Source organism: Cryptosporangium japonicum (genome assembly GCF_039524755.1).
In the GTDB taxonomy this organism is placed as follows: domain Bacteria; phylum Actinomycetota; class Actinomycetes; order Mycobacteriales; family Cryptosporangiaceae; genus Cryptosporangium; species Cryptosporangium japonicum.
Map to the genome: position 1 here is coordinate 351,380 of NZ_BAAAGX010000023.1, position 12,518 is coordinate 363,897.

Sequence of the window (12,518 nt, forward strand, 5' to 3'; positions counted from 1 at the left end):
CGCACGCGGTGGCCGAGGAGGGCTCGCCTAGTGGCCGATGGCGGCAGTCTTGAAAACTGCTATGGGGCGGAAGCCTCATCGTGGGTTCGAATCCCACGCCCTCCGCTCTAGCAGCGGCGTTGGTGCGCTGAGCTGCACTGACTCGGATTGTCGGCCGGCACGCAACGGGCACGCGTTGCCGTCAGGATCTCGGGTGTTTGCCGTGGTCGTGTGGGGTGTCGTCGATGGCCGTTGCCGTCAACCGGTGTCGCGTGCCCGTTCGTGCCCTCATCCCGTCTGCCGTCGACCCACCCTCCGGGGAGCGGGGCGGCGTCAGGGTCGCCACATGCTTCGACATCGGATGCTTGACGTCTGGAGGCTGGCGACCCCGGCGGTGGCCTGCTCGACTCGTCCTGGGGCGACGGTAGGCGGGCGGGATGCCCCATCCCCGGGGCCTGAGCGCTCCCGCCGGAGGCTGTCGTCAACCGAGGATCTGCGCGACGCGGCGGCGGAGTGCGTCCGCGAGGGCGGCCATGTCGTGGTCTGGGACGTCGAGGTAACCGCGGTCGAAGGAGAGAGCTGTGAGCTGCTGATCGTCGTAGGGAACACCGCGCGGTAGTGGTGCGAGGTGCCAGTGGACGTGTCGGTTGCCCTGCTGGCTTCCGAGGCTGAGGACGTAGAGGCGTTCGATGGTCACGGTGGCGGTGAGGGCTTGGCCAGCGGCATGGATGACCCGCTGGAGGGCGAGGTAGTCGTCCAGGGCGAAGTCGTCGACGGCGTGTTCGCGGTGGGTGACCGGTGCGACCAGGACGTGCCCCCAGTGGGAGGGGGTCTTGTTCAAGAACGCGATGGCGTGATCGTCGCGGTGGATGACGTGGTGGCGGTAGTCGGGGTTGTCGGCGAGAAGTTCACAGATGAAGCAGGCCCGACGGATGAGCTGCTGGTAGGCATCGCGGTTGAACGGGACTCGGGGCGGCTCGGTCATCCGGGCAGTTTCTCGATAACCGATGCGCGCCGGTTCGGTGGCCAGCTCGCCGACGGCGTCACCAGACGTCCGCGTCGGCGCGCGATCGAGCCGCCGCAGGCGGGCCGCTTGATCTCTTAAGGCGCAACTCGGCAAATACTACTCGGCCCAGTTCGAGATCCACGTCGGTTTCAAGATGGATGTATGGCCTAACGCATTGGCTATACTTTGCGGCATGGCGGTCACGGGAGCTGCGGCATTCTTTAGCTACGCGCACGATGACGACAAGCTGGATAATGGGGGAATTGTCCGCCTCTCGCACCTCCTAAGGGATCAGTACGAATTGATATCCGGTGGACCCCTAAATCTATTTTTTGACAGAGATTCGATTTCTTGGGGTGACGAGTGGCGCCGTCGAATAGATGGTGCGCTCAGGGATACGACTTTCTTCATTCCGGTCGTGACTCGTCGCTACTTCAGTAGAGACGAGTGCCGGCGGGAACTCTTTGAATTTGCCGGACAAGCTAAGAGCCTGAGCTTGGGCCGCTTAATCATGCCAATATTGTACGTAGGTGTTCCGAATTTCTCGAGCGAGAATCCTGATGAGGCCATCGCAATGGTGGCGCGATTTCAGTATGTGGATTGGCGAGAACTGCGCTTAGCGGATGCTGACGCCGCACCATACCGACGGGCAATCAGTGGACTCGCTATGAGGCTTCAGGAAATCGGGGCTGAAGTCGCAGAAGAGCAGGTGGATCGAGAAGGTAGATGGCCTCCAATTGGCGACGAGGGAATAGCTGAGGTTTTGGAAAAGATTGACCCCTTATTAAAAGATTGGTTGGAGGCGGTCCTAGCTGACAAGGTGACGATTGTGCAGATAACGGCAACTCTAAACGACTACGTGAAGAGGTTGCAGCGCCTGAGGCGGTCGCATGCCGCGTCGAGTGCGACGCTTGCAACCCATATGCGGCTGGGCACGGAGATTCTTCCTTTGAGCAAGCGCTACCTTTCTCAAACTCAGAAGTATCTCACTCGGAGCACAGAAATCGATCCCCATATGGCCACGATCGGACGCCAGATTAAGGCCCACCCCCAAAGTATGGAATTACTGGGATCAGTGAGAGACGCCGTTTACGAGGCCGTCGAGTCCATTCAAAGGGTGCAGGAGAACTTGGTTCATATAAATGAACCGAATACGTCTGCGCACCCAATTCTTGACCACCTGTGGGAAATCTCCCATCTGAGTCGAACGCTCGGCCAGTCGTCAGAATTCATGAGGCAGGGCTGGAGAAATGCAAGAACCGCAGACCAAATCGTGGCACGCTGGTGGGAGGGCGTCTTTGGTGGTGACCCGATTATACTCATAGACGATCGAGTTAATGAAAGCTTTGTCATTTGATGCGAATTTTGTAAAAATAGTCAATGGTTGTGACCGCTCCCGCTCGCATTAGCTGAGAGTATTTCTCGCTTATATTCACATAGCCAATTGTGGAAATGCCGACGGCGAGCCCACTTGAGGTCGCGCCTCGGTGTCGCGCCGAGACGCTTGATAGCGAGGATAGCGACCTTTACAAGCCCGCGCAGCCTTCGCCGACGATCGGGCACGTATCGGGCACGCGGTCAACAGGCACCGGTATGCGGCGGCTGATCTGGGCTTTGACCAGCGGCGGAGCGTGTTGACCACCGAGCGGAGGGGGAGCCTTGAAAACGGCTATGGGGCGGAAGCCTCATCGTGGGTTCGGAGTCCACGCCATCCGCTCCTCCCGGTGGCTTCTCGCCGCTGACTTGCCGGGCGCTCGCCGCGCTGTCGGTCGAGCACGTGCCGGCCCGAAGGGGAGCCTATGAAGCGACCCAGGAGATCGGCGGTCTGGTGGCCGCCGCGACCCGATCTCCGGCCAAGGAGCCTCGAAAACTGCTACGGGGCTGAAGCCGCGCGGAAGAATGTGGATATGGACGCGAGTGATCCGCACATCCATGTGACGGCCGAGCTCGGCACCGAGACCGCGACCCGCAACTTTTTGTCCTCGACCTTCGGGCTCGTCGCCGACCGGCCGGGAATCGTCAAAGCCGGATGCGGCCGGCGAGTGGCGTTCGCCATGACCGCCCAGCAGCCCGAGCACGTCACGTGCCTACCGTGCCGCGACTACGCCGCCGCCAAGCACCTCCGCACCGCCGAGCAACTCGTGGAAGCCGCGGCACACCAGGTCCTCGACCCCGCCGACCTCCGCCGCGCGGCCGACCACCATCGCGCCCTCGCGCGCCGCTACCGCTCCGACTAGCTCCGGGCCGGGACCGACACCCCTACGCCACCGTGCGTGTCCGCGCCGAAGCGTTCCACCTCCGCGGCCAGATCCAAGCGGCGGATCTCGTTGCGTCGGCCGCGGATCTCGTCGGTGAGCAGCGCCGCCGGCACCAACCAGGACACCTCGAACTCGATCCCGTCCGGGTCCTTGGCGTACAGCGCCTTCGTCGTCGAGTGGTCGCTGGCCCCCACCAGCGCGCCCAGTTCCGTCAGCTTGGCCTCCACGCGCTGCAGCTCGGCCAGCGTGTCGACCTCCCACGCCAGGTGGTACAGCCCCACCGTGGCCCGGCCGGCCTGCGACGGGCCCGCTTCGGCGCCGATCTGGAACAGCCCCAGGTCGTGGTCGTTCGTCGAGCCACCGGCGCGCAGGAACGCCGCCCCGGGGAACGCGTCCCCGCCTTCGATGACCTCGAAGCCGAGGGCCTCGCGGTAGAAAGCCACGCTGCGGGCGACGTCGCGCACGTAGAGCACCGCGTGGTTCAGACGCTGAATCGGCATGCACCGACGATACGCTCGTTTTGTTTAGCGTTCAACGAACTGTCGCTCCTGGCTCCGCTCGGATAATTTCGGCTCATGTCGTCGTCCACCCCGACCCGAACCAGGGCCGACGCCACGGATTCGCACAGCGGCACGATCGGCCTGCTCATCGCGGCGATCGTGGCGGTACTGATCGGCCGGCAGGTGCTGGCGTTGCTGATCGGCGGCCGGGGTGGCGTCGCCACCTGGACCACGGTTTTCTGCGCGATCGTGGTTCAGGCTCTGCCGTTCCTGATGCTCGGTGTCGTGCTCTCCGGCGCGATCACCGCGTTCGTCCCGGCTCGGTTCTTCTCCGCGATCCTGCCGCGCCGGGCCGCTCTCGCGGTGCCGGTGGCCGGCGCGGCCGGCGCGCTGCTGCCGGGGTGCGAGTGCGCCTCGGTGCCGGTGGCCGGTCGTCTGATGGAACGCGGTGTGGTGCCGGCGGCCGCGCTCGCGTTCCTGCTCTCGGCTCCGGCGATCAACCCGATCGTGCTGGTGTCCACCGCGGTCGCGTTCCCCGGCCAGCCGGGGATGGTGGTCGGCCGCTTCGTCGCGTCGCTGGCCACCGCGGTGCTCGTCGGCTGGATCTGGGCGCGTTTCGGGCGGCCGGAGTGGCTGACCCGCTTCGCCGCCCGCCGGCTGCTGCCCGCGGCCGACGACACCACGCCGGCGTTCGAGCGGTTCCGCCTGGCGGTCGCGCACGACTTCTTCGAGGCCGGCGGTTTCCTGGTGATCGGCGCGGCCGCGGCGGCGACGATGAACGTCGTCATCCCGCCCGACTGGATCAGCACGGTCGCCGGCATCCCGGTGCTGTCGATCCTGGTCCTGGCGGCCCTCGCCGTCGTGCTCTCGATCTGTTCGGAGGCCGACGCGTTCGTCGCGGCCAGCCTCACCGGTTTCCCGGTCTCCGCGCAGCTGGCGTTCATGGTCGTCGGGCCGGTCGTCGACCTCAAGCTGATCGCGCTGCAGACCGGCACGTTCGGCCGGGCGTTCGCGACCCGCTTCGCCCCGCTCACGTTCGTCGTCGCGGTGGGCGCCGCGGTGGTCACCGGCTTGTTGATCGGAGTGGCCTGATGAGGCGCGAGATCCAGGCGGTCGTCTTCGTCCTGCTCGGGGCGGTGCTGCTCAAGCTCGTCATCTCCGGCGAGTACCTCAACTACGTCCAGAAACTGCTGAAGTTCCCGCTGATCGCCACCGGCGTGGTGCTGATCGCGTTCGGCGTGCTGGGGTTCCTCCGCGACTGGCGCGGCCGCGCCGCGCTGGACCGCTCCCGCGAACGTGCGGCCGACGCGCGCGTCCGGACCCACGGCCCCGGAGCCCACGCTGACGACGACGTGCCGGAGGCCGAGGAAAACGGTCACGACCACGTCGGGGACGGCCACGGGGTGGGCTGGCTGTGGATCCTGCCGATCTTCGTCCTCGTGCTGGTGCCGCCGCCCGCGCTCGGGTCGTTCGCGGCCGAACGGGGCGCGGCGACCGTGCCGAAGCCGCCGAAGTCCGTGAAGTTCACCGCGCTGAACGGCGCGAACCCGGTGCCGCTCGAGGTGCACGACTACGCCCAGCGAGCGGTCTGGGACGACGGCCGCACGCTGACCGGCCGCACCGTCGAGCTCAGCGGGTTCATGACCCCGCACAGCGGCGGCAACTGGTACCTGACCCGGATGAAGGTCAACTGCTGCGCGGCGGACGCCCGGCCCTACCAGGTGGAGATCGTCGACTCGCCGGTGCCCGCGGTGCGCGACGAGTGGGTGAAGGTGACCGGCACGTGGGTGCCGAGCACGGCCAAGGACCCGTTCGAGAAGGTCGCACTGCTCAAAGCGACGACCGTCAACGGCATCCCGACGCCGGCCCAGCCCTACGAGTGACCTAGCGCCGCTTCTTTTTCTTCTTGCGCTTGGGTGCTGCGGGAAACGCCTGCCAGGCCGGCTCCGGGGTCGCCTCACCGATGCGCTCCGGGGGCGGGCCGTCGCCGCGCCGCGTGACGGTCACCCCCTCCGTCGGCTCGATCTCCGCCGGGGGTCGCGGGATCACCAGAGCGATCACCGCGGCGGTCAGCAGGCTGCTGCTGACCACGCCGGAGACGATCGCCGCCGTCCAGGCGACCGCGACGCCCTCGACCCGCTCGGCGCCGTACGCGACCTCGGCGTAGAACGACTGCCAGACGATCGCCGCCCATTCGGTCGCGGCCACCAGCGCCGTCGCACCGAGCGCCAGCCAGCGGAAGATCAGGCGTCCCGGCCGGGCCAGCAGCAACAGCCCGGCGGCGACGAGCGCGAGCACGGCCAGGAAACCGCTGAGCGTCGCGATCACCGACCACTCGGTCGGCAGTTCAGCCTCGCGGCTGAGCGGCCGGACCCAGGCCACGGGGACGAGGAGCGCGACGGCCGTGCCCGAAAGGGCCAGGATCCGCGCCACGTTGAGCGTGCCGGCCGACGATCCGGGCGCCGAACTCGGCCCGTTCGCCGCCCCGGGGCGGAACCACCGCACCACGACCGCGCCCAACGGCACCAGAACGGCCAGTACGACGCCGAAGACGCCGATCGCTCCCCCGATGACCTCCCCGACAATCACGACCCGGTAGCGGCCGTCCTGGGTGCCGGGCGGCATGGCTTCACGCCACTCCTGGTAGCGGGTGTACGTCGCCAGGAACGCCAGCAACACCGCGGGCAGCAGCACGGTCACACCGCCGCGCAACGCCGGGAAACCGAGCGGCGAGGCGCGCAGGATCAGCACCGCGACGACGCCGAACAGCACCGCGAAGCCCAGCACGAACCCGCCGAGCACGTAGACGGTCGGCAGCGCGCTGCCGGGGTCGAGGTTCTCGACCGAGCTGCGGCCGATCCGCAGCGCCTCGTGGTGCTGCACGGCCTCGGCGAGGAAGTGGTAGGCGGCGAACAGGCCACCGGCTGTTCCGAGCGCGAGCAGACCGGCGACGACCCGGTCGAGCATTCGATCTGTGCGCAGCAGTCGGCGCTGAGAAGCCATGCCGCATTGTTACGTGACGGCACCGGCCGGATACCCGAGGGCATCCGGCCGGTGTGGTCGTTCAGTGCGCGTCAGCGCGGGTTGCGGTCCTCGCGGTGGCGAGCCGAGCGCTGCTCGGGCGTCCAACGCGGGCGGCCGGCCCGGTAGTTCTCCGACGCACCGCGGTCGGAGCGCTGCGGCCGGTCACCACGGTCGTAACCACCGCGGTCACCCCGGTCGGAGCTGAACCGGTCGCCCCGGTCGGAGCCGAAGCGGTCGCTGCGCTGCGGCCGGTCACCCCGCTCACCGCGGTCGGTGCGGTCGGACCAGCGCGGACCGTCCGAGCGGCGCGGGCCGCCCCGGTAGCCACGCTCACCCGAACCGCTGCGCGGGCCACGCCGGAAGCCTCCGCGACCGCGGTCACGGTCGGCGTCGAACTCCCGGTCCCGTCGACGACGGGTCTCGGCGGCCGCGAGCTCCTCGGCGGTCGGCGGCGGCGGAGCCGGCGGCAGAGCGTCGGTCAGGACGCTCGGCAGCGGCGCCTCCGGCGCGATCGTCGACCGGATCGGGTTGATGCCGGCGAGCTTGGCCAGCCGGTGCGCGGACCGCCGGCTGTACGGCGCGACGAGCGTCGCCACCACACCGGAGGCACCGGCGCGGGCCGTACGTCCGGCCCGGTGCAGGTACGACTTCGGGTCGGTCGGCGGGTCGTAGTGCACGACCAGGCCCACGCCGTCGACGTGCACACCGCGCGCCGCGACGTCGGTGGCGACCAGAACCGGCGAGCGCCCGTTCTTGAAGTTCGCCAGCACCCGGTTGCGCTGCCCCTGCGTCCGGCCGCCGTGCAGCGGCTCGGCGAAGATGCCGCGCTCGGTGAGCTGCTCGGCGAGCCGGTCGGCGCCGGCCTGGGTCTTCACGAACATGATCGTCTTGCCGGTGGACTTCACCAGCTCGGTGGCCACCCGCACCTTGTCGGCGTGGATGACGTGGAGCATGTGGTGCTCCATCGTGTCGACCGACGCCGTGGACGGCGCCAGCGAGTGCGTCACCGGGTCCTTCAGGTACTCCCGGACGATCGTGTCGACGTCGTTGTCCAGCGTCGCCGAGAACAGCAGGCGCTGCCCGTCCGGCCGGACCTGGTCCAGCAGGCCACGGACGACGGGAAGGAAGCCCATGTCGGCCATCTGGTCGGCTTCGTCGATCGCGGTGATCTCGACGTCGTCGAGCACCGCGCTGCCGCGCCGGATGTGGTCCTCGAGGCGGCCGGGGGTGGCCACCACGACGTGCACGCCACGGCGCAGGTCTTCGAGCTGGCGCGACATCGCCGCACCACCGACGATCGGGCGAACCCGCACGCCGACCGTGCGACCGAGCGGAGCCAGCGCGTCGGTCACCTGGAGCGCGAGCTCCCGGGTGGGGACCAGCACCAGGCCGAGCGGACGACCGGGACGGACCCGGGCACCGGCGAGCTTGGCGATCAGCGGCAGACCGAACGCCAGCGTCTTGCCGGAGCCGGTGGAACCGCGGCCGAGAACGTCCCGGCCGGCCAGGACCTCGGGGATCGTGGCGGACTGGATCGGGAACGCGTCGGTCATGCCCTGCCGCTCGAGCGCGGTCACCACCGCGGAGGGCAGGCCGAGCTCGGCGAAAGGAACAGCAGCAGGCGTCTCGGCGACGTCGGCTTCGAGCTTTTCAAGGATCGCGTCTTCGGACGCGAAGTCGGGCATTTCAGATACAGCAAGCGAAGGCACAGAACGGCTTTCCGGGCAGACGACACAGCAGCCAGGGTCATCCACCCCGGTCGGGGTAACGGGGGTCTCCGATGGACTCATCGGTACGTCGAACCCACTGACCACCGGACGCTGGAACCGCCGGGACACGGGTTTACGACGAAACCTCGATAGGACATCTACCAAGTTCTCGGGACCCATCAGCTGCTCGTGGGGCTCCGAGGAGGCTTGGACATAACCAGAATACCTGGTCCCGCTGTTCCCGAGTTCACGACCGGATCACGACAGAGCCTCAGCGGCTCACCACAACCACCGATAGGCCACATGTTTCTCACAGCGGGTCGGCTGGTCTGAGTGGTGCGAGGTGCTTACCGTCTTGAGTCATGGGAACAGGTGGTCCCGGCACAGCACCGGGGGACAGCCAGCTCGCCACGGCGGGCCGTCGCATGAGAGGAACCGCGATGTACCGGCTGCACTGCCCAGAGTGCGCACGGCCCGGCGTCACGCGAACCAACCGTCGCGAGGTGCAGGCGCTGGCCAACACGCACAACCAGATGCTCCACCGCGGCCGTCCGGTAGCAACTGTCCGGATGGCGGGCTGGAACCTTTTTCGGAGGGTGATCCGTCAGCATTAATCGCTAGTGCCAGTTTTTCCCCTACGACAACCGGGGCCTCGCGCAACCGCGCGGGGCCCCGGCCCGTGTCTCTAGAGTGACGCCATGCACGCGATCACGATCACGGAGCCGGGTGGACCCGAAGTACTGCGCTGGGCCGAGGTGCCCGACCTCGAACCGGGCGACGGCGAGGTCCTGATCGACGTGGCCGCATCCGCAGTGAACCGCGCTGACCTGCTGCAACGCCAGGGAATGTACCCGCCGCCGAAGGGCGCGTCGGAGTATCCGGGGCTGGAGTGCTCGGGCCGGATCGCCGCGGTCGGCCCCGGCGTGGAGGGCTGGAACGTCGGCGACGAGGTCTGCGCGCTGCTGGCCGGCGGCGGGTACGCCGAGCAGGTCGTGGTGCCGGCCGGCCAGGTGCTCCCGGTGCCCGACGGCGTGACGCTGGCCGAGGCCGCGAGCCTGCCCGAGGTCTACTGCACGGTCTGGTCGAACGTCTTCGCGGTCGGCCGCCTCGCCCCCGGCGACTCGTTCCTGGTGCACGGCGGCGCCGGCGGCATCGGCACGGCCGCGATCCAGCTCGCGGCGGCCTACGGCGCCCGGGTCTTCACCACCGCCAGCGCCGCGAAGCACACCATCTGCCTGGCCCTCGGCGCCGAGCGGGCGATCGACTACCGCACCGAGGACTTCGTCGAGGTGGTGAAGGAGGCCGTCGGCGGGGTCGATGTGATTCTCGACAACATGGGCGCCAAGTACCTGCCCCGAAACGTCGACGCGCTGGCCACCGGCGGCCGCCTCGTCGTGATCGGGATGCAGGGCGGGGCGAAGGGCGAGCTCAACCTCGGTGCGCTGCTGCAGAAGCGGGCCTCGGTCACGGCCACGTCGCTGCGTGCCCGTCCGGTCAGCGAGAAGGCCGAGATCGTCGAGGACGTGAAGACGCACGTCTGGCCGCTGCTCGGCTTCGGCAAGATCCGGCCGATCGTCGACCGCGCGATCGCGCTCCAGGACGCCGCCGAGGCGCACCGCATCCTCGAGGCCGGCGAGGCGACCGGCAAGGTGCTGCTGGTCCGTTAGGCGACCACGAGACGCCAGGTGTCGGCCGCGAACTGCAGCTCGAAGCCGAGGCCGGTGTAGAAGCGCAGCGCGTTGTGCACGTTCTCGGTGTCGACGCCGAGCCCGATCGCTCGGCGTCCACGCAGCGAGAACGCGGTGAACGCGGTGCGCAGCAGCAGCGTGGCGATACCCGAGCCGCGCGCCGCGGCCACGGTGCCCAGGTTCTGCACCCAGCCCGTCGCTTCCCGGTCGTTGTGGCCGACCAGCACGCCGACGTCGACGCCGTCCCTGGACGCGATCCAGGTCAGCGACCAGTCCCGGTGGTCGGCGTCCATGCGCTTGCGCCACTCGTCGTACGGGGTCGGTTCGAAGCCGAAGTGACCGGCGAACGTCTCCTGCACGAGCCGGTACGCGATCTCCTCGTCCGCCGGTGACGTCACGGCCCGGATGCCGACGCCCTCCGGGAGCGCTGGCGGCGGCTCCACCGACAACGTCCGGGTGAGCACGTGGTGCCTGCGGACGTTCCGCCAGCCGCGGGCGGGCAGCGCGTGCACGGCCAGCACGGAGTCCGGCGTCAGCGCCAGGTGCAGGTCGGCTCCGGCGGTGATCTCGGCGGCGCGTTCGGTGAGCAGGTCGAGCAGGTGGATGCCGGCCGGCAGCGCGTCACGCAGCACGTAGTGGTCGACGTCGAAGCGGACTCCCGTCGACGCCGGCCACAGCACCGCGTAGGCCACCAACCGGTCGCCGTCGTACGCCAGCCACGAGTCGCGGGCGAGGTCGGCCGCCCGCCGCAGATCGCCCTCGACCTCCTCGACGGAGTAGCCGGCGTCCCCGGTGTCGACGAGGTCCACCTCGTTGATCAGCGAACGGACGGCGGGAGCATCGGCGAGGGTCGCGGCCCGAACCGTGAGTTCGGATGTGTGTTCAACGGGCATACCCTGCACCCTCTGCCACCGCATCGGCGGGCACAACCAGATTGCGGGAGGATGGTCGTATGACCGACAACCAGTCCCCTAACGAGCTTCCCGACACACCCGGTCAAACCGTCATGGTGATGGGTCCGGACGGTTCGCCGGTCGGTGCGATGCCGATCGAAGTCGGTAAGGAAGACGGCGACAACGATCCCTCGCGCCTGATCGAGCAGCCCGGCAAGGTCATGCGCATCGGCAGCATGATCAAGCAGCTGCTCGAGGAGGTGCGGGCGGCGCCGCTCGACGAGGCCAGCCGGGCCAGGCTCAAGGAGATCCACGCCCGGTCCATCACCGAGCTGGAAGACGGCATCGCCCCGGAGCTGCGCGACGAGCTGGAGCGGCTCTCGCTGCCGTTCACCGACGAGGCGGTGCCCTCCGAGCCGGAGCTGCGGATCGCCCAGGCGCAGCTGGTGGGGTGGCTCGAGGGCCTGTTCCACGGTATCCAGGCCGCGCTCGTCGCCCAGCAGATGGCCGCGCGCATGCAGCTGGAGCAGATGCGTGGACGCCCGGCGCTGCCCCCCGGCCTCGGCGGCATCGTGCCCGGCGACGGCACGCCCGGCGCTCACGGCACCGGCCAGTACCTCTGACCTATCGCGGGGTAGTCGCCTCGGCCTCGTCCAGCAGGGCGTCGATGTAGGTGGCTACCCCGTCCGCGTCGTTGCCGGTGGTGACCGTGTGGGCCACCGCGGCCGCCTCCGGGTGCGCACCGGCGACGACGACGCCCCGCCCGGCCCAGCTGAGCATCGGGATGTCGTTGGGCATGTCACCGAACGCCAGCACCCCGTCCGGGTCGACGCCGTAGTGCCGGGCCACCCAGGCCAGCCCGGTGGCCTTCGTCACGCCCGACGCGGACACCTCGATCAGGCCGCGGAACCCGGAGTGGGTCGCGGTGACCGTGCCGTCGAACACGCGCGTGCACCGCGTCCAGAGTTCGGCCGCCTCCACGCTCGGTGCGCGGATCAGCAGCTTCTCGACCGGCTCCGCGATCAGGTCCACGTAGCTGACCTGGTCCTCGTCGGTGCGCCGCAGGTCGTGACGCACCGGGTAGTCGGCCTCGTGCAGCATCCGGGGGCCGCGTTCCACCGCGAAGATCGCGTCCGGGAACGTCTCGCGCACCGAGGTCGTCACCGCGCGGAGCGTCTCGGTGGGGATGGTCCAGTTACGCAGCACCTCGCCGGACGCCCCGTCGAGCACCACCGCACCGTTGGCGCAGACGACCCGGCCCCGGCGGCCGGTCTGCGCGAGCACCGGGTCCATCCAGCGCCACGGACGGCCGGTGACGAACACCAGCGTGATGCCGGATCGCTCCAGCCGGCTGAACGTCGCGAGCGTGCGTTCCGAGACGGTCAGGTCCGATCGCAGCAGGGTTCCGTCGAGATCGGTAGCGACCAGCTTGGGCACGAACACGCACCAAGCGTTACACGA

The 12,518-nt window shown here is 68.8% G+C and carries 12 protein-coding genes and 1 tRNA gene; 7 read left to right on the forward strand and 6 right to left on the reverse strand.

Features of this window, described 5'->3' with window-relative positions; genetic code table 11:
* Positions 1 to 16 precede the first annotated feature (16 nt).
* Positions 17 to 105, forward strand: a tRNA-Ser gene (locus ABD437_RS29515).
* A gap of 355 nt (positions 106 to 460) precedes the next feature.
* Here the strand turns inward: ABD437_RS29515 and ABD437_RS29520 are convergent.
* Positions 461 to 964: an HIT family protein gene (locus tag ABD437_RS29520; protein ID WP_344652196.1), complete on the reverse strand. Its 504-nt coding sequence runs from the start codon at positions 962 to 964 to the stop codon at positions 461 to 463.
* 214 nt (positions 965 to 1,178) lie between these two features.
* Between ABD437_RS29520 and ABD437_RS29525 the strand changes: the two genes are divergently transcribed.
* Both ABD437_RS29525 and ABD437_RS29530 read left to right on the forward strand, forming a co-directional pair.
* Entirely contained in the window at positions 1,179 to 2,342 is a 1,164-nt protein-coding gene (locus ABD437_RS29525; RefSeq protein ID WP_344652197.1) for a TIR domain-containing protein, read from the forward strand.
* 550 nt (positions 2,343 to 2,892) lie between these two features.
* A complete protein-coding gene (locus ABD437_RS29530) occupies positions 2,893 to 3,222 on the forward strand; it encodes a hypothetical protein (RefSeq protein ID WP_344652198.1) in 330 nt (109 codons plus the stop codon).
* On the opposite strand, the gene ABD437_RS29535 is transcribed toward ABD437_RS29530, so the two are convergent.
* On the reverse strand, positions 3,219 to 3,743 hold the full coding sequence (locus ABD437_RS29535) for a VOC family protein (RefSeq protein ID WP_344652199.1): 525 nt from the start codon (positions 3,741 to 3,743) through the stop codon (positions 3,219 to 3,221). The two genes, ABD437_RS29530 and ABD437_RS29535, sit on opposite strands and share 4 nt — an antisense overlap.
* 75 nt (positions 3,744 to 3,818) lie before the next feature.
* Between ABD437_RS29535 and ABD437_RS29540 the strand changes: the two genes are divergently transcribed.
* Both ABD437_RS29540 and ABD437_RS29545 read left to right on the forward strand, forming a co-directional pair.
* A complete protein-coding gene (locus ABD437_RS29540; RefSeq protein ID WP_344652200.1) occupies positions 3,819 to 4,835 on the forward strand; it encodes a permease in 1,017 nt (338 codons plus the stop codon).
* A complete protein-coding gene (locus tag ABD437_RS29545; protein WP_344652201.1) occupies positions 4,835 to 5,626 on the forward strand; it encodes a TIGR03943 family putative permease subunit in 792 nt (263 codons plus the stop codon). Before ABD437_RS29540 ends, ABD437_RS29545 begins: the two co-directional genes overlap by 1 nt.
* A gap of 1 nt (position 5,627) precedes the next feature.
* Here the strand turns inward: ABD437_RS29545 and ABD437_RS29550 are convergent, their stop codons facing one another.
* The gene (locus tag ABD437_RS29550; protein WP_344652202.1) at positions 5,628 to 6,746 is read right to left on the reverse strand and encodes a hypothetical protein; all 1,119 of its coding nucleotides are present in this window, start codon (positions 6,744 to 6,746) and stop codon (positions 5,628 to 5,630) included.
* Positions 6,747 to 6,817: 71 nt separating this feature from the next.
* Entirely contained in the window at positions 6,818 to 8,452 is a 1,635-nt protein-coding gene (locus ABD437_RS29555) for a DEAD/DEAH box helicase (protein WP_344652203.1), read from the reverse strand.
* A 722-nt stretch (positions 8,453 to 9,174) separates the two neighbouring features.
* Here ABD437_RS29555 and ABD437_RS29560 point away from each other — a divergent pair.
* Entirely contained in the window at positions 9,175 to 10,143 is a 969-nt protein-coding gene (locus tag ABD437_RS29560) for an NAD(P)H-quinone oxidoreductase (RefSeq protein WP_344652204.1), read from the forward strand.
* Here the strand turns inward: ABD437_RS29560 and ABD437_RS29565 are convergent.
* Positions 10,140 to 11,057, reverse strand: a complete 918-nt coding sequence (locus ABD437_RS29565) for a GNAT family N-acetyltransferase (protein WP_344652205.1) — start codon at positions 11,055 to 11,057, stop codon at positions 10,140 to 10,142. The two genes, ABD437_RS29560 and ABD437_RS29565, sit on opposite strands and share 4 nt — an antisense overlap.
* Before the next feature lie 59 nt (positions 11,058 to 11,116).
* On the opposite strand from ABD437_RS29565, the gene ABD437_RS29570 reads away from it, so the two are divergent.
* Entirely contained in the window at positions 11,117 to 11,680 is a 564-nt protein-coding gene (locus tag ABD437_RS29570) for a bacterial proteasome activator family protein (protein WP_344652206.1), read from the forward strand.
* Position 11,681: 1 nt separating this feature from the next.
* On the opposite strand, the gene ABD437_RS29575 is transcribed toward ABD437_RS29570, so the two are convergent.
* Positions 11,682 to 12,500 (reverse strand): HAD family hydrolase, encoded by an 819-nt coding sequence (locus tag ABD437_RS29575; RefSeq protein ID WP_344652207.1) that lies wholly within the window; start codon positions 12,498 to 12,500, stop codon positions 11,682 to 11,684.
* Positions 12,501 to 12,518: the final 18 nt, after the last annotated feature.